The 19438-nt window shown below is 69.3% G+C and carries 13 protein-coding genes and 6 pseudogenes; 10 read left to right on the forward strand and 9 right to left on the reverse strand.

Annotation, left to right across the window (positions count from 1 at the left end; translation table 11 throughout):
• The first annotated feature begins 221 nt into the window (after positions 1 to 221).
• Both ACZ6D7_RS32530 and ACZ6D7_RS32535 read left to right on the forward strand, forming a co-directional pair.
• Positions 222 to 1477 (forward strand): annotated as a pseudogene (locus ACZ6D7_RS32530) (IS256 family transposase).
• Between the two features lie 93 nt (positions 1478 to 1570).
• Positions 1571 to 2236, forward strand: a complete 666-nt coding sequence (locus ACZ6D7_RS32535; protein WP_469498595.1) for a class I SAM-dependent methyltransferase — start codon at positions 1571 to 1573, stop codon at positions 2234 to 2236.
• Between the two features lie 503 nt (positions 2237 to 2739).
• Here the strand turns inward: ACZ6D7_RS32535 and ACZ6D7_RS32540 are convergent.
• Positions 2740 to 3939: a low temperature requirement protein A gene (locus ACZ6D7_RS32540; protein ID WP_469498597.1), complete on the reverse strand. Its 1200-nt coding sequence runs from the start codon at positions 3937 to 3939 to the stop codon at positions 2740 to 2742.
• 345 nt (positions 3940 to 4284) lie between these two features.
• On the opposite strand from ACZ6D7_RS32540, the pseudogene ACZ6D7_RS32545 reads away from it, so the two are divergent.
• A pseudogene (locus ACZ6D7_RS32545) lies at positions 4285 to 4588 on the forward strand (transposase); the annotation flags it as partial.
• A 197-nt stretch (positions 4589 to 4785) separates the two neighbouring features.
• Here ACZ6D7_RS32545 and ACZ6D7_RS32550 read toward each other — a convergent pair.
• The 6 genes from ACZ6D7_RS32550 to ACZ6D7_RS32575 all read right to left on the reverse strand — a co-directional run bounded on the left by ACZ6D7_RS32550 (position 4786) and on the right by ACZ6D7_RS32575 (position 9711).
• Entirely contained in the window at positions 4786 to 5640 is an 855-nt protein-coding gene (locus ACZ6D7_RS32550) for a hypothetical protein (protein ID WP_469498600.1), read from the reverse strand.
• Positions 5627 to 5983, reverse strand: coding sequence for a hypothetical protein (locus ACZ6D7_RS32555; RefSeq protein WP_469498603.1), 357 nt, complete (start codon positions 5981 to 5983; stop codon positions 5627 to 5629). The genes ACZ6D7_RS32550 and ACZ6D7_RS32555 overlap by 14 nt, the downstream gene beginning before the upstream one ends.
• 68 nt (positions 5984 to 6051) lie before the next feature.
• Positions 6052 to 7065, reverse strand: coding sequence for an NAD(P)H-dependent glycerol-3-phosphate dehydrogenase (locus ACZ6D7_RS32560; RefSeq protein ID WP_469498606.1), 1014 nt, complete (start codon positions 7063 to 7065; stop codon positions 6052 to 6054).
• Entirely contained in the window at positions 7062 to 7919 is an 858-nt protein-coding gene (locus ACZ6D7_RS32565; protein WP_469498609.1) for a class I SAM-dependent methyltransferase, read from the reverse strand. Before ACZ6D7_RS32565 ends, ACZ6D7_RS32560 begins: the two co-directional genes overlap by 4 nt.
• Positions 7916 to 8839, reverse strand: coding sequence for a YcaO-like family protein (locus ACZ6D7_RS32570; RefSeq protein WP_469498665.1), 924 nt, complete (start codon positions 8837 to 8839; stop codon positions 7916 to 7918). The genes ACZ6D7_RS32565 and ACZ6D7_RS32570 overlap by 4 nt, the downstream gene beginning before the upstream one ends.
• A 296-nt stretch (positions 8840 to 9135) precedes the next feature.
• Positions 9136 to 9711, reverse strand: coding sequence for a Dps family protein (locus ACZ6D7_RS32575; RefSeq protein WP_469498611.1), 576 nt, complete (start codon positions 9709 to 9711; stop codon positions 9136 to 9138).
• 246 nt (positions 9712 to 9957) lie between these two features.
• Here ACZ6D7_RS32575 and ACZ6D7_RS32580 point away from each other — a divergent pair.
• A pseudogene (locus ACZ6D7_RS32580) lies at positions 9958 to 10287 on the forward strand (low temperature requirement protein A); the annotation flags it as partial.
• Positions 10288 to 10336: 49 nt separating this feature from the next.
• Here the strand turns inward: ACZ6D7_RS32580 and ACZ6D7_RS32585 are convergent.
• Positions 10337 to 10887 (reverse strand): annotated as a pseudogene (locus ACZ6D7_RS32585) (alpha/beta hydrolase); the annotation flags it as partial.
• Between the two features lie 461 nt (positions 10888 to 11348).
• Between ACZ6D7_RS32585 and ACZ6D7_RS32590 the strand changes: the two are divergent.
• The 6 genes and pseudogenes from ACZ6D7_RS32590 to ACZ6D7_RS32615 all read left to right on the forward strand — a co-directional run bounded on the left by ACZ6D7_RS32590 (position 11349) and on the right by ACZ6D7_RS32615 (position 18229).
• Positions 11349 to 13239 (forward strand): annotated as a pseudogene (locus ACZ6D7_RS32590) (amidohydrolase).
• A gap of 128 nt (positions 13240 to 13367) precedes the next feature.
• The gene (locus ACZ6D7_RS32595; RefSeq protein WP_469498613.1) at positions 13368 to 14030 is read left to right on the forward strand and encodes a hydrolase; all 663 of its coding nucleotides are present in this window, start codon (positions 13368 to 13370) and stop codon (positions 14028 to 14030) included.
• Between the two features lie 40 nt (positions 14031 to 14070).
• The gene (locus tag ACZ6D7_RS32600) at positions 14071 to 14595 is read left to right on the forward strand and encodes a DoxX family protein (RefSeq protein ID WP_469498615.1); all 525 of its coding nucleotides are present in this window, start codon (positions 14071 to 14073) and stop codon (positions 14593 to 14595) included.
• Positions 14576 to 15313, forward strand: coding sequence for a YoaK family protein (locus ACZ6D7_RS32605; protein ID WP_469498617.1), 738 nt, complete (start codon positions 14576 to 14578; stop codon positions 15311 to 15313). The genes ACZ6D7_RS32600 and ACZ6D7_RS32605 overlap by 20 nt, the downstream gene beginning before the upstream one ends.
• Before the next feature lie 167 nt (positions 15314 to 15480).
• The gene (locus ACZ6D7_RS32610; protein WP_469498620.1) at positions 15481 to 17166 is read left to right on the forward strand and encodes an MFS transporter; all 1686 of its coding nucleotides are present in this window, start codon (positions 15481 to 15483) and stop codon (positions 17164 to 17166) included.
• A 38-nt stretch (positions 17167 to 17204) separates the two neighbouring features.
• Positions 17205 to 18229, forward strand: a pseudogene (locus ACZ6D7_RS32615) (pirin family protein).
• A 137-nt stretch (positions 18230 to 18366) separates the two neighbouring features.
• Here ACZ6D7_RS32615 and ACZ6D7_RS32620 read toward each other — a convergent pair.
• Positions 18367 to 19407 (reverse strand): AraC-like ligand-binding domain-containing protein, encoded by a 1041-nt coding sequence (locus ACZ6D7_RS32620; RefSeq protein ID WP_469498622.1) that lies wholly within the window; start codon positions 19405 to 19407, stop codon positions 18367 to 18369.
• Positions 19408 to 19438: the final 31 nt, after the last annotated feature.

A 19438-nucleotide genomic window follows, 5' to 3' on the forward strand; every position in this document is an offset into this window, starting at 1 on the left:
GAGTTCCTGCCGAGGGGCTGTCTCCGGGGAGGTCGAAAGTGGCCTCGCCGTCTGCTGGCAGTTGGCGGATCCCCTTCTCCCGAACGTCGCTGGTCTGGAGCAATGCTCAGGACTTGTGGATCAGTTCCTCGGGAGGGCGCGTGTAGGGCGTACCTTCCCGAGTGAGTGATCAAGTCACCGAGTGGGCCCGCGCTGTGAACGCGGGTCGGGAAGGTACGCCCGTGCTCAGCGTAGTCAACGAAGACGGCACCACGGAGGCCGGTTCTCTGATCGACGAGATCGTCCGTGAGGGCGCTCGGCGGATGCTGGCCGCCGCTCTGGAGGCGGAGGTGGACCAGTACATAGCCGAGCTGGCTGGGCAGCGTGACGAGGCCGGTCGCCGGCTGGTGGTGCGCAACGGCCGGCACCGGCCGCGGACCGTGACCACGGCTGCCGGGCCCATCGAGGTGGCCGCCCTGCGGGTGAACGACAAGCGGGTCGACGAGGCGACGGGTGAGCGTCAGCGGTTCTCCTCGAAGATCCTCGCGCCGTGGTGCCGGAAGTCCCCGAAGATCAGCGAGGTGTTGCCGCTGCTCGATCTCCACGGCCTGTCGTCGGGCGACTTCGTGCCCGCGATGGAGCAGTTCCTGGGCTCGGCGGCCGGCCTGTCGCCGGCCACGGTGACCCGGCTGACGAAGCAGTGGGCCGCCGATCACGCCGGCCTTCCAGCGTCGTGACCTGGCCGATTCCGATTACGTCTACGTGTGGGCCGACGGCGTCCACCCCAAGATCCGCTTGTCCGAGACGCACTCCTGCCTTCTGGTCCTGATGGGCGTCCGCGTCGACGGCACCAAGGAACTGATCGCGATCGCCGAGGGTCTGCGCGAGTCCACCGAGTCCTGGGCGGACCTGCTGCGCGACTGCCGACGGCGCGGGATGCGCGACCCGGTGCTCGTGGTCGGCGACGGCGCGATGGGATTGTGGAGGGCACTGGCGGAGGTGTTTCCGCAGGCCAGGCACCAGAGATGTTGGGTTCACAAAACCCGGAACGTCACGAACGCGCTGCCGAAGTCCGCGCAGCCCGGCGCGAAGAAGGCTCTGCAGGAGATCTACAACGCCGAGGACCGTGCGCACGCCGAGAAGGCGGTCGACGCGTTCGGGAGGGCATACGGCGCGAAGTGGCCCAAGGCCGTCGCGAAGATCACCGACGATGTGGAGGAGCTGCTGGCGTTCTACGACTTCCCCGCCGAGCACTGGGTCCATCTGAGGACCACGAATCCGATCGAGTCGACCTTTCTCCACCGTGAAGCTGCGGACCAAGGTCACCCGCGGCGCCGGCAGCCCGGCCGCGGCCCTCGCGATGGTCTTCAAACTCGTCGAGTCCGCCCAAGCCCGCTGGCGCGCGGTCACCGCACCCCACCTCGTCGCCCTCGTCCGCAACGGCACCCGCTTCGAAGGCGGGAGCATTGTCGAGGACCCGCAGCCTTCCGCAGCGTGAACACCTCAGCGGGCTATCACCGTATGGTTCGGCAGCCAACCATGCGCGAGCAGTGATCTTCATCGGGCCGGAGCAGACGTAGGGTGCTTCGTCATGAACAGCGAGACAGACAACGCCAAGTTGCACGCTATGGCCAGCACCGCCGGATACGGTGAGGCGGCGGAGGCTCTTGCCGGGCAGTACGAGAGCGTGACCTTCAACGAGGTACAGCGCGAGGTGCTTCACCTGTTTCCCTCCCAGCCGAGCTCCGTGCTGGATGTCGGGGCGGGCAGCGGGCGCGACGCGGCGGCGCTGGCCGCCCTGGGGCACCGGGTCGTCGCCGCCGAACCCACCGCCGAGCTGCGCGCGCTGGGTCGGCGTATCCATGCCGACCAGGAGATCGAATGGGTCGACGACGCACTTCCCGAACTTCTCGGGCTGACCGCACAAGAGCGCCGCTTCGATCTGATCCTGCTGACCGCAGTCTGGATGCATCTCGACGAGCGACAGCGCACCTCAGCCATGGCCCGCCTGGTCAGCCTGCTCGAGAGCGAAGGCCGGGTGGTCCTCTCGCTGCGTCATGGCCCGGTCCCGGCGGGCCGCCGTATGTTCCCCGTCTCCGCCGAGGAAACCATCAGCCTCGCCCACAGCCACGGCCTGGACGTCGTCCGCAAAGCTCAGCGTGAGGACCCGCACGGGCGCCTTGGAGTGGCATGGACCTATCTCGGCCTCCAACTCAATGCAGGACGGAAAGTTCCTGGCCTCACCACCCAGCAGTAGCCGCTACACCTCCCCCAATCCACAGGAATTGACAATTTCTCCTGGTCTGCACGGTCACTTCATAGATGGGAGCGTCGCTGGAGTTCCGAACGTGAAGTCGCCGCGTCCTCCGTGGGCGCTTGGTCTTGTCGTCAGGCTCATAGGAGACGCTGATCCAAGCCGCAACCTTGCTGGCTTGTTCCAGTTCCCTGTCACGCACGCTCCGCCGGTAGGTCAAGGCGGCCACCAACACTGAACTGCTGGTGATGATGGTGCCGACCCATGCTGGCACCGTCCCCCAGTCCCACCCCAGCCAACCGCTCGCCATGATCCTCCCCAAGACGCTAGAACTCCGGCTCAGTCTGCTTCCACCGCCGTCAATCTTCGGTGAGACGCGAGCAAGGTTCACTGAGACGGGACATCTGTGCCGACAAGGTCAGGTGTCCCGTCTCTGTCGATCTGGCCCCTGTCTCAGGTGATCTGGTTCGATTGGTACGTACCCCAGTGGTCGGCCTACTCAGGCCTCAACTGGTCGCGGTCACGCGCGGCTGGGCTATGCGGTCCTGGACGAGGAACAGGGCCGTCACCAGCGCGGCTAGGAGGGCCAGGGCTACAAGGGACGGGACGAGGGTGACAGCAGGGCCGACGGCGAGGCAGACGGCCGCGCCAACGAGGAAGACCGGGGAGCGGTGGTTCGCGGTGCGGAGAAGGAGGGCCGCCGAGGCGAGGAGGAACACACCGACGCCTCCGGGCAGGGCCCAGGCGACGACACCGTGCAGGGGCTCGGCCAGGTCGTAGTGGCTGGTGTCGGCGACCTGTTGGAGGACCTTCTTCATGCCGAGGGCCGTGATGACGACTCCGGCCACCAGCGGCAGGTGGAGGAAGGTGTACGCGTCACGGGCGAGCCGGGTACGGTCGTCGCCGGTCAGAGTGGTCAGCCGGTGCTCGGCTGCCTCGGCGACCTGACGGAAGTACAGGCGAAACAGGCCTGCGGCGACGAGCAGTCCCAGTGCGGCGGCGGCCATGACAGGGGCGCTCAGCGGGAAGCCGGACATGCCGACGCCGATTGCGACGATCGACTCGCCGAGGGCGATGATGACGATCAGGCCGTGACGTTCGGCGAAGTGGCCGGGGGAGGCGACTCGCCAGCCCGAATTTCCGGTGAGGAAGATGCCCAGGTAGTCGATGGCCACCGCGGCGAGCCAGATCAGGATCTGAGTCAGGCCGGTGAAGGCCGCGCCCACGAGGAGCAGGGCGAAGGGCGGGGCCACCGAGAGCAGGGCCGTGCGGCGCAGGACGCGGTGCAGGGCCTGGTCGGTGGGGTCGGAGAGCCAGTAGGTGACCAGGTGGAGGACGCGGACGGCGCCGTAGCAAAGGACGAAGACCAGCGGGGCGGGCAGTCCGCCAGGGGCGTCATCGTAGACCTCAGGCACGGTCAGCGACACGATCAGGACGACGGCCATGACGGACACCAGTACGGTGAACATCGCGCCGGAGTCGGCTCGCACCACGTTTCCCAACCAGGCGAAACAGCACCAGCACCACCACAGCAGCGCCAGCGCGACCATCCCGCCGAGCAGCCGGAGCCCGCTCGGGTCGGCCGACATCAGCGCCGTGACCTGCGTGATCGCGTACACGAACACCAGGTCGAAGAAGAGTTCCGCCGGTGTCACCCGATGGCCACCCTCGGTCGCGACCAGCCGCGACCGCTCGCTGTTCGTCACCACAGCTCCCCCCATCTGGGCGCCCCGCCGCCCACGTGCGGAACGATACCCACTGGACGCGGCCGAGGATGGATGCTGCGGCCTGTGGGAGTTCGCTTCCCGCGTACACACGGATGAGGGAGGCAAACCTCCGTACTACGCCGGTCTCACCGAAGACAATCTGTGGACGTCCCGGGCCGTCCCCTGACGCCGGATAAGAAGCCCTGGGCGGGGGGACGCGTTGTGGGGTGCTCACGGGATCCAGGAATGGCTCGTCGTCCGTCGCGGCGCGCACGCGCGGTATCAGTTCGAGGCAGCGGAGCCGGACCAGATCAGCTGAGACAGCATTTGGCATTCCCCCGTCCGGGCCGGGCGATCCGCCACCTGCTGCGGCGCCGGGGCATCGCTGCCACGATCCCCGAACGCCGCGACCAGGCGGCCAACCGCCAACGCCGAGGGCGCCTCGGCGGCTGCCCGCCCGCCTTCGACAAGGAGATTTACCGCGACCGCAACGTGGTCGAACGATGTTTCGCCCGCCTCAAGCAGTTCCGCGCGATCTCGACCAGGTTCGACAAGCTCGCCGACCGCTACCGCGCCGGAATCGTCCTGGCCTCCCTGATCCTCTGGCTCCGCGAACCAGCCAGGTGATCATTTGTCAGACACGCCTTAGCACCCGTTCGCGAGCCCGGGGAGCCCGATGCGTGACCGTTTCCGGGTGGTGCCCGACCGGGCCCCGCCCCGTGGCCGCCGCGTGATGGGCATTCGACGTCATGGGTGTGGGCCAGTGCTCCTCGCGGCAGGGGGAGGGGGGTTGGTTGTTGTGGATGGGGATTGGGGTGGGCGGATCATGTCGAGTGCTGGGTGGGGTCAGATGCCGAAGGCGGTGTACGTGCCGAGGGTGAGGCCGGTGAAGGTGATGAGCTGGCGGGGTTTGAGGCAGGTGAAGGCGGCGTGCATGGCGATGCCGGCGGCGACGGCGTACGGCGTGGTCTGCTCGATGAGCAGTGCGGGTGGCAGCGCGATTTCCGTCGTGATGACGGTGACCGCGACCGCGCGCCAGAGGCGGACGTCGCCGGCTGCGAGGTTGCCCGCGTGGCGGTGGACGGGGCCGGGGACGGCGTACTGGCGCCGGTAGGGCAACTGGTCCCTGACCTGGTGGTAGGTGTGGATCCACTGGGCGAGGTAGAGGTCGCTGCGGAACTGGGGGGAGCGGAGTTTGTGCCAGGCGCTGTTCCAGTAGATGTCGGTGGTGATCAGCACGAGGAGGCACTGCGCCCAGGTGTTCGCCGTGTTCAGCCCGTGCTCGACGAGGGGGCCACGGCCGAGGTCGCCAGCGAACAGAAGGCAGGTGCCGGTCAGCAGGGTGTAGCGGATAGCGTTGGGGCTCTTGAGGTACAGCAGCTCCATCGCAGTGCCGGACAGGACCGCCAGCAGTGCGAGGCGGGGCGCGAGGCCGCAGGCCAGGGCCAGGGCGGCGCCCGTACGGATGATCAGCACGGGCCGGTAGACGGCGATCAGGAGGCGGGCCCGGGCGGGGCCGAGGTGCTGTTCGGCGAGGTGGGCGCTGAGCGAGCCGGGGGTGAAGCGGTCCCAGCCGCCCTGGCCGAAGGCGAGGGCGAACCGCGCGGTGAGCACGGTGGCGAAGATGATCCGGAACCACTGGAGGCGGCCGGGGTCGGTGGGGTGCTGGAAGCCGGAGGCGAAGGCGTCAAAGAACCACACGGCTGCCCCTGACTTCCACGGTGTGCTCGCCGCGGGCGGACAGGACCCGGCCGTGTCCGTCGATCCGGTCGTAGCAGCCGCTGCGGACGAGGTGGTCGAGGATCGTCTGGAGCTGGGGCGGGCCGAGGATGAAGCTCCCTGGGGAGAGGTGGTCGTAGACGTTCACGGGCTCGGTGCGCCCGTCCTTGGTCGTGCCGGTGAGCGTCACGATGGTGAAGGTGGCCCGGCAGAACATCTTCCAGCGCAGCCAGCGGCCGGGCAGGGCGGTGAAGCCGGTGATCATCCACGCCACCAGGCCGAGAGTGACGGCGACCTGGACAGCGGGCAGTACGGGTGCGTGCATGGACAGGAACCTCCGGGTGGAGGGTGACGGTGGAGTGGGGCGGCCCGTGAGGGCGGGCCGGCTGGGGGTCAGCGCTCGGGCTTGGGGGGCCGCTGCATCAGCGCGGCCGCGGCCTCGTCGAGGGTGACCTTCTCGTGCAGCAGGGCGGAGATCACTTCCGTGATCGGAATCTCGACGCCGTGAGTTTGGGCCAGGGCGAGGATTGCTTCGGCCGATTTGACGCCTTCGGTGGTCTGCCGGGTGGCGGCTGTCGCTTCCTCGACGCTCAGTCCCCGGCCGAGGTGGGTGCCGAAGGTGCGGTTGCGTGACAGCGGCGAGGAGCAGGTGGCCACCAGGTCGCCCAGGCCGGACAGGCCGGCGAGGGTGGCGGGGTGGGCGCCCATGGCCACCGCCAGCCGGGTGGTCTCCGCCAGGCCCCGGGTGATGAGCAGGGCCGTCGCGTTGTCTCCCAGGCCCATGCCGGAGGCGATGCCGACCGCGAGGGCGATGACGTTCTTCACCGCTCCGCCCATCTCGCAGCCGGTCACGTCGGTGGACGTGTAGGGGCGGAAGTAGCCGGTGTGGCACGCCTTTTGGAAGCGGTGGGCGGCGTCCTCGTCGGCGCAGGCGACGGTGGCGGCGGCGGGCTGGCCGTCCATGATCTCGCGTGCCAGGTTCGGGCCGGACAGCACCGCGACCCGGCCGGCGCTCACGCCCGTCACCTCGGTGATGATCTGGCTTGCCCGCAGGTGGCTGTGCTGCTCGATGCCCTTCATCAGCGACACGATCACCGTGGCGGGTCCGATGTGCGGCGCCCACGTGGCGAGGTTGGTCCGCAGACTCTGCGCGGGGATGGACAGCACGAGGAAGTCCGCGCCCGCGAGCGCGGCGGCCGGGTCGGTCGTCGCGGTCAGGGATGCGGGCAGCTCGACGTCCGGGAAGTAGCCGGGGTTGCGATGCACCGTGTTGATGGAGTCGGCGATCTCATCCCGGCGGGCGTGCACGATGACGCTGGTGCCGGCGTCGGCCAGGATCTTGGCCACGGCGGTGCCCCAGGACCCGGCCGACAGTACCGCAGCACGGGCGGAACGGCGCTGGGTCACTGTGGGGTCCTCTCGTCAGAGTGGCGGCCGAGCCCGGGCATCCTATCGGCCGCGCCAGGCGCGATCGGCTGCTCCGCGTCGTGCTGCAGCGTCAGCAGGACCGCGCGGCGGCCCGGCAGCGTGGGCAGCACCTGGTGCGCCTCGCGCAGCATGTTCCGCGCCTGGACCTCGCCCAGCTCGCTCAGCAGTTCGTCGGCGTGGGCCATCCACAGCCGGTAGAGCCGCTCCCACATGGCGGGCTCGGCGGGCCGCTCGTCCACGTACTCGACCGTGAACCCCGTGGTGCGGGCCTGTTCCAGCCAGGCGGGGTCTGTACCCAGCCGCGAGGCCCGTGTCATCACCAGGCGTCCGCCCGGGGCCAGGACGCGGCCGAGCTCACGCAGCGCCGCATTGCGGTCGGTGGCACCGCCGAGAGCGTCCACGCACACGATGCCATCGGCGCAGCCGTCGGGCAGGCCAGTGTCCTCCAGGTCGGCGACGCGGAAGGCGGTGCGTTCGGTGGGCAGGCCGAAGAGGGGACTGCGGGCGGCGGCCCGGGCAACGGCGACCGGCGAAAGGTCGAAGCCTTCCAGGCGCAGGCCGAGTGCGCGGGCCAGCCACAGGCCGATGCCGCCGGTGCCGCAGCCGGCGTCCACCAGGAACTGGCCGGGCCGCATCCGCAGTCGGGCGGCCATCAGCCCGAGCAGAGGCCAGTCGCAGGAGCTGGACGCCGCGACCTCGACGGGGTAGTCCTCTCCCATCGCTGCGGCGTACAGGCGGGCGACCAGATCGGTGCGGGAGCGGGCGGTGTGGAAGGCGTCGTACGCTGCGGAGCGCTGCTCCGCGGGCGCGGGCAGCACCGTGGTGGGGTTCATCGGGGCATCAGCCTTCTGATGCGCGATCGGGTGCCGGGGCAGACGGTCTGCACGACGGCGACGGGAGCATCGGGGGCGGACAAGTCCACGGCCACCGGCTCGTGGCCGGTGACGTGTGCGAGCCGTTGCGCCACGTCCTTGACTTGCTCGGCGAAGCCGCCGCCTGCCCGGATGAAGTGGCCGGTGGCTTCCGGCCATGGCACGAGAGCTGTCGGCGTGGTCGGATGAAAGGGCGGGCTCGGGCTGACGGGGTCGCTGGGCAGGTCGTCGCGGGTCCCCGCGATGGCGGTCAACCGGGACTGCGCGGCCTCGGTCAGTGCCCGGGTCAGCGCGATGGCCGCACTGACGTGGCAGCCGCTGCCGGCGAAGCAGACCGGATAGTCCTCCGACCACAGGTAGGCGAGACATACCGGTAGCCCATACGGGCCGTCGACCAGCGCAATCTCCAGCGCCATGTCCGCGGCCGTCAGCCGGCTGATGACCTCCTGGCCGTGCGGGTCGTCGACCGTCCCCGGCGTGATCAGGATGCGCCGTCGCCCGCCCACCCATGCGTCCCGGTACAGCACATCTCGCTCCACCACCTCGAACAGGGCGTGCAGCAGCGCCTCCTCGCGGGTGTTCCCGCAGGCCAGGCCAGTGCTCGTCGCGCGCAGCAGATCCGGGCTCCATTCCGGCCGCTGGGCGCGACGGCGGACCAGATCGACCGGCAGCAGCACCTTCGTGCCGCTGATCAGTCCGGTACCAAGGGTCCATTCCCACACCATCCGGGCCAAGGCAGGTCCGGGGTGCACGACGGTCAGCGGCAGCGCCGTGACAGGGCAGTGAGAGGTGAGGAGCTCCCGTCGGCTGGTGCCGACGGGAGCTACGGGTGTGGTGGCATGCGTCGCTGAGTTGATGCGCTCTCCGCATGCGGCCAGGATTTTGGCTGCTGATCGTCAGGTGGACAACACGGCACGCTGTGCCTCGAGGCATTGTTAGCCGCGCGGACCGGGTCGCCTCCCAGTCGTCCGTGAAATCGACGAACGGATCAAAGCCCACATCATGCTGGACACGGCGGAGCGAAGCGCGTGCAGCCGCTTGGTCACCGGCGTGGACCCGCGGGGCTCGGCCACCGGGACGACGGCCTCCACCAACCGCGGATCCACGCCGTGTACCGGCACGACACGGTGTTGCTCACGCCGAGCCGCAGCCGCCGGCACCGGCGGTTCATGCCCGTTCAGGCGCGGACCAGAGGGGTATCCACCAGGTGCTCGGCCAGGAACCACGCCTGGAGTTCGCCGGTCCGGATCACCTGTGAGACCAGGAGGTCGTTGGTACCGTCGTCGCCCAACTCCCCAATGCGGGCCGCCGCGTCATGGGACTCGATGAGGATGGCCTCGTGGGCCTCCAGCAGCCGTGACAGCATGGCCGGCACCTCCTCCACCCCGTCCGGCGGCCGGGGGATCGACGTGATTTCGGCGACGTGCCGGGGGTCCCCCACCGCGACGCCGCCCAGAGTCTGGACCCGTTCCGCGAGGGCGTCGACGAGTTCGAGCTGTTCCCCTGCATGCTTGTCCAGCACCAGGTGCAGCTGGTAGAAGGTCGCCCCGCGCATCAGCCAGTGGTGCTTCTTGTAGAGGCCGTAGAGAATCTGAGTGTCGGCCAGGACTCTGTTGAGCCGCTGGCAGGAGTACATACGGGTTTCGTAGGACAGGCCGAGAGGGAACTGCTTGACGGTCCCGAACTCCTGGATGATCTCGCCCTTCTGATGCAGCCGCGGCTGGCTGCTCACGTGCTGGGTGCTGATGGTCATGATCCGCCTCCTGCAGGCTGGGCTCTGTTTGCACGAGTGACGCTAGGTGCCCGCACAGCGGACTCTTGTCCAGGAGCGCATGCGGAGGTGCTCGTGAGCGCACTCGGCGAGGAGCCCGTGCCCGGTGTTCGCTCTCGGGCAAGTCACCGTGCGCTGGCGGGCACGACCCGGGCCTTGCCCCCTCTAGCCTCGGGCGCACGGCGCGAGCCGACGACCAGCAAGGAGAGGTGGGCGCAGTCAGCCGGGATGACCCCGTGGCATCCGCACCACATCGCCGAGCGGTACGAACTGTTCACCCTCATCGTGTTCGGTGAGTCCGTCGCCGCCGCCGCGGCGGTCCGCAGCGCCTTCGACCGGCACCGCAACGCCGGTGCGCTGTACATGCTGGCAACAGCTGGCCTGCTCATGGTCTTCGCCATGTGGTGGCTGTACTTCGCCAGACCGGCGCACACCCTGCTCGCCACGACGCACCAGGCCCATCGCAAGAGGTTCACCTGGACGTACGGCCACTACCTGATCTTCGCTTCGGCAACCGCCGAGGGGGCCGGCCTGGCGGCGTACGCCGAGCTGATCACGCGGCGCACCGATGTCCCGTCGCCGGCAGCAGGTGTCGCGATCACCATGCCGGTGGCGATCCGCGCTGCTTGGCCATCAGCGTCAGCGCGGCGCTCATGTTGCCGCCGACCGAGTCTCCGGCCACGGCCAGCCGGGAGCCGTCCAGGTCCTTGGTCGCGCCCTGCTCGACGACCCACTTGGCGACCGCGTAGTTCTGCTCGATGGCGACCGGGTAGCGAGCCTCGGGCGACCGGTCGTACTCGGGGAAGACCACGGCGGCGCCCGCGCCGACGGCGATTTCGCGCACCAGACGGTCGTGGGTGTGGGCGTTGCCGAACACCCAGCCCGCACCGTGGACGTAGAGGATCACCGGGAGGGTGCCCTCGGCGCCGGCGGGCTTGACGATCCGGCATGGACGCTGCCCGTCGGCCCGCCCGAGACGGTGATCCACTCCTCGTCGACCGCGGGCTTGTCGATCTCGCCGGACTGCGCCTCGTCGGCAGCCTTGCGCCCTTCCGCCGGGGACAGGTCGAACAGGTACGGCGGATTGGCGGTCGCCGCGGCGAAAGCAGCTGCCGCGGGTTCCAGCACCGGCTGAAGCGGCTCGACGGCAGCGGACATGTGAATCTCCTGGAATGTTCTTGAGGACGCCGGTCCTTCCGGCCACAGGGCTCGGATTCCGCGAAGGGCGTCCCGGATCCGCTGTTCCCCACGCTGAACCGCCGGGGGGGCACGGTGATTGCCCACGGGTGCACTGCTGCTGTCCTCGCAGCGCACGGGCTGCCTTCGGGCTTTCTCCCATTTGCATTCAGAGCATGGACGAGTCAGTGCGCCGTGAGACAAAGTCCTGTGCGCTGCGGGACATGGGGGGGCGGGTCTGCGGTGTCTATCGTGGCTGGCGTAGCAACCGCGGCCCCTCATACACAGGGCCTGCCCTCGTTCTCAGGGCACGACGAGTGTCGGTGGAATTCACCCGGTTCAATTCGAGCAAACAGGCATTCGGGCGCGACCGAATCGCCAAAAGATGCCTGTAGCGGCCATGACTTGGATCGAAGTCGTCCTCCCAGAGGGGGTTTCCAGAGATGTCAACAATGCCTGTCGGCGGGCTGGTTCCGCAGGCCACCGACGATGCCGCGGACCTCGTCGTCCGCAACGCGAAGATCCACACCGGGGACCCGGGCCGCCCGCAGGCGCAAGCGCTCGCCATCCGCGACGGCTTCATCACGGTCGTCGGTGACGACAAGGACGTGGCTCCCCACGTCGGCGCAGGCACGAAGGTGGTCGACGCGCTCGGGCGACGGATGATCCCCGGCCTCAACGACGCCCACCTGCACGTGATCCGCGGGGGCCTCAACTACGTACTCGAACTGCGCTGGGACGGCGTACGCAGCCTGCGTCAAGGCCTGGCGATGCTGCGTGAGCAGGCCGCTCGTACCCCGAAGGGCCAGTGGGTGCGGGTGGTCGGGGGCTGGTCGGCCGAGCAGTTCACCGAAGGCCGGCTGCCGACCGTCGCCGAACTGAACGCCGCCGCCCCGGACACCCCGGTGTTCGTCCTGCACCTGTACCAGTCGGCCGTGCTGAACCGGGCGGCGCTCAAAGCCGCCGGCTTCACCAAGGACACGCCCGACCCCAAGGGCGGCCAGATAGTGCGGGGCCGGGACGGGGAACCGACCGGCATGCTGCTGGCCGCTCCCAGCGCCCTCATCCTCTACTCGACCCTGGCCAAGGCGCCGGTGATTCAGGGCGAGGACAAGAAGACCTCCACCCGCCATTTCCTGCGGGAGTTGAACAGATTCGGACTGACCTCGGCGATCGACGCCGCCGGCGGGTTCCAGAACTTCCCCGACAACTACGCCACTGTCGTCGAACTGGCCAAGGCTGGACAGTTGTCGTTGCGTATCGCCTACCATCTCTTTCCACAGACTCCTGGCCAGGAGATCGACGATCTCGCCCGCTGGATCGAAATGGCCCGCCCCGAGGACGGGGACGAATGGCTGCGACTGAACGGCGCCGGTGAGAATCTCACCTGGGCGGCCGCCGACTTCGAGAACTTCACCCAGCCGCGGCCGGAACTCGCCCCGGACTACGAGGCGGAGTTCGAGAAGGCAGTGCGCCTGCTCATGGAGAACGGGTGGGGCTTCCGGCTGCACGCCACGTACGACGAAACCATCCGCCGTGACCTCGCGGTGTTCGAGAAGCTCGCCGCCGAAGGGCTCTTCCCGGCCGGGAACCGGTGGCTGTTCGACCATGCGGAGACCGTCTCCGCGGACAGCCTCGACCGCATCGCCGTCCTCGGCGGCGCGATGTCCGTGCAGAACCGCCTGTCCTTCCAGGGCGAGGCGTTCGTACGGCGCTACGGTCCCGGCGCTGCCGCTGACGCCCCTCCGATCCGGGCCATGCTGGACCGCGGCCTGACCGTGGGCGTCGGCACCGACGCCACCCGGGTCTCCACCTACAACCCCTGGGTCGCCCTGCACTGGCTCGTCAGCGGCCGCACCGTCGGCGATCTGGCGCTGCGCCCGCCGGCGAACCGCGTCGACCGGCAGACGGCGCTGGCGATGTTCACCCGCGCCGGCGCCGCACTGACCGGCGAGGACGAGGTCAAGGGCGTGCTACGGCCGGGATGTTACGCGGACCTGGCCGTCCTGTCCGAGGACTACTTCGCCGTGGCCGAACCGGACATCGCACACATCGAGTCGCTGCTGACGGTGACCGGCGGCCGGATCGTCTACGCCGCCGCCGAGTACGAGGGCCTCGACGAGGAACTCCCCCCCCGTCAGCCCGGCCTGGAGCCCGGTCGCGCACTTCGGCGGCTACCAGGCGTCCCGCCGGCCGAGCCCTCCTGGCGCCCACCAAGCGGAGTTGCTCGGCCAGGCCATCGCCGAGTCGGAGCAGCACCGTCAGTGGCGCATCGCGCGTGGCCAGGCCCCGGACGTCGCGAGCACCCCCTTCGATCCCTGCTTCGTCCTCTGAACTCCCGGAAGGGGCCTGGCCTTTGAGCCGCCCCTTCCGGGAACCCACCAGCTCCGTCCACCGGACGGTTCTTCCCACGGCACGGACAGCAGTCCGCGCCACCGCTCACCGAGAAAAGGCTCACACTCATGGTCAACATCGCCAACGTCACTGCGGCCCCCAGCCCCGACCTGCTTACCTCCGACAACTGCGCGGTCCTGTTCATCGACCACCAGCCGCAGATGTTCTTCGGTGTCGGCAGCGGCGACCGCACCGCCATCATCAACTCCGTCGTGGGCCTGGCGAAGTCCGCGAAGGCGTTCGATGTCCCGGTCGTGCTGAGCACGGTTGCCGCCGAGTCCTTCTCCGGCCCGATCATGCCGCAGCTGGCGGACGTCTTCCCCGACAACAAGATCATCGACCGCAGCACGATGAACGCCTGGGAGGACGTCGCCTTCGTCGAGGAGGTCAAGGCGACCGGCCGCCAGAAGCTCGTCATCGCCGGTCTGTGGACCGAGGTCTGCGTCGTCCTGCCGGCGCTCTCCGCCATCGCCCAGGGCTACGAGGTCTACGTGGTCACGGACGCGTCCGGTGGTGTCAGCCCGCAGGCCCACGAGCACGCGATCCAGCGCATGGTGCAGGGCGGCGCGATCCCGGTCACCTGGCTGCAGGTGCTCCTGGAGCTTCAGCGTGACTGGGCCCGCACGGAGACGTATGCCGCCGTGGGCGACGTGGTCAAGGAGCACGGCGGCACCTACGGCCTCGGCATGGTCTACGCACAGGCCGTCATCGGCGCCCACGCCGCCGGCTGATCACGCCGGCACCGAAACGTCAAGAACAGGCAGGGACACGATGGACGCTGGACTGTTGATCCTCCGGCTGGTGGTGGGCTTGCTCATCGCCGGGCACGGTGTGCAGAAAGTGAGCTTCCGGCTCGGAGGCAACGGATTGGCGGGCGCGAGCGAGGAGTTCCGCCGTGACGGATTCCGCGGCGGTCGCCTGACCGCGCTCGTGGCGGGAGCCTGCCAGATCGGTTCCGGCCTGTTCCTGGCGGTCGGGCTGCTCACGCCCCTGGCGGCGATGGCCGCCATGGGCGTGATGACAGTGGCGGGCACCGTGAAGTGGCCCAAGGGGCTGTGGGTCCAGAACGACGGCTACGAATACCCCCTCGTCCTCGTCGTCGTCTCCGCCGCACTGGCCCTCACCGGGGCCGGGCGGTGGTCCGTGGACCACGCGCTGGGGGTCACCCCCTGGCCGGTGTGGGTCGCCGTCATCGCGATCGTGATCGGGCCGGCCAGTGCACTGCTCACCCGCATGGTGCTGCACCGGCCGGTCACCGCGACGGAAAGGACGCGGTATGCGCGGGCTGCTGAGTGACGCGGCACGCACCCTCGTACCGCGTGGAGAGGAACGTCACGGTCCACTGCCTCCCCTGATGTTGATCCTGACGGTGGTCACCGGGCTGGTCGACGCCGTGAGCTATCTGGCGCTCGGGCACGTCTTCGTCGCGAACACGACCGGCAACGTGGTCTTTCTCGGGTTCGCCCTGGCCGGCGCCGAGAGCCTGTCCGCGCTCGCCTCCGTCGTCTCGTTGGCCGCGTTCCTCCTCGGCGCGCTCGTGGGGGGCGGGCTCGGCACGCGGTTCGCCACGCACCGGGGGCACTTGTTGAGGTCGGCGACGGCTGTGCAGACGGTCCTGGTCGCGGTCACCGTCGTGGTCGCCGCCGTATCGGACGGCCGGGTGACGACCGGCGTCCAGTACACGCTGATCGTGTTCCTGGGGATCGCCATGGGCCTGCAGAACGCGGTCGCCCGGCGCCTCGGCGTTCCGGACCTCACCACGACTGTACTGACCCTGACCCTGACGGGCCTGGCAGCGGACTCCACCCCGGTCGGCGGCGAGGCGCCACGCCCGGGCCGCCGGATCCTCTCCGTGCTCGAAATGTTCCTCGGCGCCCTCGTCGGAGCGCAGCTCGTCCTGCGCGGCCACCTCGTCCTCACCCTGGGACTGACACTGGTGCTGCTCGCGGTCACCTCCGTGACCATCCATCGTCTCTCGACCGCCGATGCCGCCTGGATCCGGCCGCGGCCCTGAACAACACACCGGCCCACCGGTGGCACTGGGCCGAGGGAACCCACCCTGTGCGCTGACGGTCAACAACGACCGGTGGGCCGGACCTGGTTTCAACACGACAACAGCCGCCTGGCATACGCGACATCTGCCGGAGTCAACGCGTCCGCACCCACCCCGCATGGACCACCATGAGCCCTGCACCACCCTCCACACCGACACAGTCCCCGAAGCCGGATTCGGCATGGGCGCCGCTCGCAGCGCGCGTCTTCCGGGCGCTGTGGATCGCCCAGTTGGTTTCCAACATCGGCAGCTGGATGCAGGTGGTGGGCGCCCAGTGGCTGCTGATCGGGCACGACGCGGCACTGGTGACGCTCGTCCAGACGGCCTCCAGCCTGCCCGTCGTGCTCCTGGCTCTGCCCTCGGGTGTGGTCGCCGACCGCTACGACCGTCGCAAGGTGCTCCTGGCCGCGCAGTTGGCCATGCTCGTGGTCTCCGGGGCGCTGACCGCGCTGGCGTTCTCAGACGCGCTCACCCCGGTGCTGCTGCTGGTGCTCACCTTCCTGCTGGGATGCGGCGCCGCGTTGATGGGCCCGGCCTGGCAGGCGATCCAGCCGGAGCTGGTGGAACGCCGCCAGCTGGGACAGGCTGCGGCGCTCGGCGGCGTGAACATGAATCTGGCCCGCGCCCTCGGACCGGCCGTAGGCGGAGTGGTCGTAGCGGCGGCGGGCGCGGGGTGGGTTTTCGCCTTCAACGCCGCCTCCTGTCTCGGCATCGCCGCCGTGCTGCTGCTCTGGCGGCGTCCCCGGACGGTTGTCCCCGTCCCCAGCGGTGAGAAGCTGCTGACCGCCCTCGACGCAGGCCGCCGCTACGTGTGGTACGCACCAGGCATCCGCCGGGTCCTCCTGCGCATGATCCTGTTCATCCCTGGTGGCGCCGCCCTGTGGGCGCTGCTGCCGCTCGTCGCGAGCCGCTCCCTGCACCTGGACTCGGGCGGCTACGGGTTGCTCCTGGGCGCGGTCGGCGTCGGAGCGGTCGCGGGCGCCTTCGTACTGCCCCACAGCAACCGGGTCCTCGGCGCCAACGGCACTCTGGGCAGCGGTGCGCTGGTCTTCGCGAGTGTCCTGGTGGTACTGGCCACCGTACGCATCCCGTGGCTGGTGACGGTGGCGCTGCTGTTCGCCGGTCTGGCGTGGATCGGGGTCCTGTCCACCCTCAACGCGGCCATGCAGACGCGCCTCCCGGGCTGGGTCAGGGCCCGTGGCCTCGCCGTCTATCTCCTTGTCTTCCAAGGCGGCCAGGCGCTGGTGGCGCCACTGTGGGGCGCCCTCGCCGACCGGCTGGGGCTCGCCGTCCCCCTCCTGGCCGGCAGCGCGTTGCTGCTGGTCAGTGCCATCAGTCTGCGTCGCTGGCCGCTGCACGGGGCGGAGGGCGTCGACCCCTCCCCGTCCGAGCACTGGCCGGTCCCGCCCCTGGTGTTCGAGCCCGGGCCGGCCGCCGGCCCGATACTGGTCACCGTCTCCTACCGCGTCGCCCCGGGGAACGGCTCCGCCTTCAGTGACTGCATGGATCACGTGGCCCGTTCCCGGCGGCGCACCGGAGCCCTCACCTGGGGCCTGTTCCAGGACGGCCAGGATCCCGGGCACTTCATCGAGAACTACCTCGTCGCCTCCTGGTCCGAGCACCTCGCCCAGCACAGCGACAGGCTCACCCTCACCGACCGCCGCTACGAGGAGCGGGCACGCCGTCTCCTCGTCCCCGGCACCCGGCCAGAGGTCACCCATGCCTTCGACACGTCCTCGGGGCCAGTCGTCCCGGAAGACGGCGAAGCGATCCCGATGCCGGACCTCCGTCGCATGCCGGAGGAACAGGAATAGCAGGCAACGAACCAGTCGTGGAAAGGAGGCCGTGCCTGGTGAGCAACGTCGAAACAGAGCCGACCGAGCTGTACGTCGGAACACCGGCCGACGGCGAACGGAGCGCGAGGGTCCCGCACGTCGACATACTCGCCCCTCGGGACGTCCCCCTGGGCGGGCCCCGGGCGATGAAGGTACGGCGCACACTGCCGCAGCGCGCCCGGACCCTGATCGGAGCCTGGTGCTTCGCCGGTCTCCCCCACGCTCGGCTTCGCTCGCGCGGGGGCACCCCCATCGGCCCCGACGACGTCGCCGAAACGGGTGGCATGGATGTCGCCCCGCATCCGCACACCGGGCTGCAGACGGTGAGCTGGCTGTTCAGCGGGGAGATCGAGCACCGGGACAGTCTCGGAAGCCACGCGCTGGTACGACCGGGCGAGCTGAACCTCATGACCGGCGGGTACGGCATCAGCCACTCGGAGGTCTCGACCGCGCGGACCACGGTCCTGCACGGCGTGCAGCTGTGGGTGGCGCTGCCCGAACAGCACAGGCACGCGGAACGCGACTTCCAGCACTACGTACCCGGCCCCGTACGGATTGCCGGGGCCGAGGTCAGGGTGTTCCTGGGCTCCCTCGCCGGGAGCGTCTCCCCCGTACCGACCTTACGCCCCTGCTCGGTGCCGAGATCGTCCTGGAGCCCCGCGCGGCCGTCACGCTCACCGTCGACTCCGGCTTCGAGCACGGCCTTCTCGTCGACCACGGACATGTCCGCATGGCCGACACGCTTCTACGTCCTGCGGAGTTGGGATACGCCGACACCGGAAACGACACGTTGACGTTGACGAACGAGTCGGACGACAGAGCCCGGACCGTCCTGCTCGGTGGAACGCCGTTCGACGAACAGATCGTCATGTGGTGGAACTTCATCGGCCGCACCCATGACGAGATCGTCCGGGCCAGGGAGGACTGGCAGAACGCCTCCCAACGCTTCGGCACCGTCGAGGGATACGACGGCGACCGCCTTCCCGCGCCGGCCCTGCCGAACGCCGTGATGGCACCGCGTGGAAATCCACGGCGGCGATGAGTGCGCTCGCACCGTCTGCCCTCAGCGGCCAAGGGGGCTGGGCCGCGCGTGCGATGAGGGCGTAGTCCCCTTTGAGAGTAGGCCGCTGGGCGGCCCCCACGGCCCTGGTTCGGCGACCTCGCTGTCATCCACAGCCCTCAGGCTGCCGCGGCCCCTTCGCCCCGCCGGCCCGGGCCCGTCAACGACGGCACGAGCTTCCCGCGCTGCTGCCCCGATCCGCTGTGATGCATCCACTCGGCCAGCTGCCATTCGCGGGGAGACATTCCGTACGCGGCGCGAAAGACGCGGCTGAAGTGGCTCGGGCTCACAAAACCCCAACGCCGGCCGACCGCCGCGACCGTGCGGAGCGGGCCCGTGGCCTGCGACAGATCCCGCCTGCACCTCTCCAGCCGTTGCTGCAGGATCCAGCGGCACACCGTGGTCTCTTCGTACTCGAAGAGCTTGTGGAGATACCGGACCGAGACGTGGTGCGCGGCCGCGATCACCTCGGGTGACAATTCGGGATCGGACAGATTCCGAACGATGTTCTCCTTGATCAGCGTCAGGATGGCGTTGGCCGATTCCGGCGCCTGCGGGTTCAGCTTTCCGGACCGCTCTTGGACGAGCAGTGCCAGGAGGTCCGTTGCGATGATGCCGAGCCTGCGTCGGACAGACACATCGAGGGCCTCCGTGCCCTGTGCCAGGCGCGTCAGGTACGTTGCCACCAATCCGCTGCTGCCTCCGCTGCTCGAGAAGACGGTGGCGGTCAGCGCCCGCAGGTCCTGCTCAGGCACTCGGAGATCCTTACGGGCCAGGTGAAACGCTGTGAAACTGAACCCCTCCGCCAGTTCCTTCCGGAAGGGTCGGCCGGAGTCGGACATCGCGAACTCGCCAGGCCGCATGAGGACCTGCCTGCCGTCCTGTTCGAGCGCGGCGGTCCCTCGGTGCTGAAGTGCGACAATGATCCACTCCTCGCCGTCCTCGGCGATCAGGCGTGGAGTGCGGGTGACCACCTGTGGGCCTGCCCGCACCACAGACATCTGCAGGGATCCGAGCTGCTCGCTGGATATCGTCCCCGCCGAAGGCTCATGCTCGAGTAGCTTCACCTCGAGCGGTATGAACGTGTTCGAAACCATCTCGTGCCAACATTCCGCCCGCTGGGACGGAGGCAGCGGTGCGGTCGAGAGAACGACAGGCATGGGACCTCCTAGAAGGATGTGAGTGGATCAA

It is taken from the genome of Streptomyces sp. NPDC041784 (assembly GCF_055591025.1).

Coding starts and splice junctions, on each gene's coding strand:
- ACZ6D7_RS32535 (WP_469498595.1), top strand. CDS start 1,571: ATGAACAGCGAGACAGACAACGCCAAGTTGCACGCTATGGCCAGCACC.
- ACZ6D7_RS32555 (WP_469498603.1), bottom strand. CDS start 5,983: ATGCACGCACCCGTACTGCCCGCTGTCCAGGTCGCCGTCACTCTCGGC.
- ACZ6D7_RS32565 (WP_469498609.1), bottom strand. CDS start 7,919: ATGAACCCCACCACGGTGCTGCCCGCGCCCGCGGAGCAGCGCTCCGCA.
- ACZ6D7_RS32575 (WP_469498611.1), bottom strand. CDS start 9,711: ATGACCATCAGCACCCAGCACGTGAGCAGCCAGCCGCGGCTGCATCAG.
- ACZ6D7_RS32595 (WP_469498613.1), top strand. CDS start 13,368: ATGGTCAACATCGCCAACGTCACTGCGGCCCCCAGCCCCGACCTGCTT.
- ACZ6D7_RS32600 (WP_469498615.1), top strand. CDS start 14,071: ATGGACGCTGGACTGTTGATCCTCCGGCTGGTGGTGGGCTTGCTCATC.
- ACZ6D7_RS32605 (WP_469498617.1), top strand. CDS start 14,576: ATGCGCGGGCTGCTGAGTGACGCGGCACGCACCCTCGTACCGCGTGGA.
- ACZ6D7_RS32610 (WP_469498620.1), top strand. CDS start 15,481: ATGAGCCCTGCACCACCCTCCACACCGACACAGTCCCCGAAGCCGGAT.
- ACZ6D7_RS32620 (WP_469498622.1), bottom strand. CDS start 19,407: ATGCCTGTCGTTCTCTCGACCGCACCGCTGCCTCCGTCCCAGCGGGCG.